The organism is Nocardioides ginkgobilobae (assembly GCF_054781275.1).
The window spans coordinates 1-654 of the sequence record NZ_BAAGUS010000059.1 but is presented as its reverse complement, the minus strand read 5'-3'; the positions used below and the strand labels follow the sequence as shown (position 1 = coordinate 654).

The following is a 654-nucleotide window of genomic DNA, read 5'->3' as shown; positions in this document are numbered from 1 at the left end:
TCCAAGAGCGCCGCGACGGTGTTGATGCGCATCGCGTGGCGCACCGTCGGGTCGATCATCACCCGGGTCTGGGCCGATACCGGCGGATGCGTCGACCAGCTGGCCGGGCTGTCGCGGATCGGGATCGATGAGGTCTCCTACCGCCGCGGACGTCTGTTCTTGATGGTCGTCATCGACCACGACACCGGCCGGCTGGTGTGGGCCGGCAAAGGCCAGTCCAAGGCCACGCTGCAGGAGTTCTTCACCGCCCTCGGTCCCGACCGGTGCGCGGCGATCACCCACGTCTCGGCTGATTCGGCGAAGTACATCGCCGACGTCGTCGCCACCAACTGCCCCGACGCGGTCCAGGTCGCTGACCCCTTCCACGTCGTGAAGTGGGCCAACGACGCCCTCGGCGAGTTGCGGCTGCAGGCCTGGCGCGATGCGAAGAAGGCACTGCGGGCGAACCCCAAGCGCCCAGGACGCCCCGCCAGGCACGATCCGCCACATCTCGAGGCCCAACGAGTCCACGCCCTGACCAGGGTCCGCTACTCGCTGTGGAAGAACCCCGAGGACCTCACCGAACGTCAACAAGCCAAGCTCGAGTGGCTCGCGGTCAACGACACCCGCCTCTACCGCGCCTACCTCCTCAAAGAAGGCCTACGGCTGGTCTTC

1 protein-coding gene is annotated in these 654 nt (G+C 67.4%); it reads left to right on the top strand.

The window, feature by feature from the left end:
* The coding region (locus tag ACYVID_RS18185) for an ISL3 family transposase (RefSeq protein ID WP_460739485.1) at positions 1 to 654 on the top strand (654 nt) is incomplete at both ends.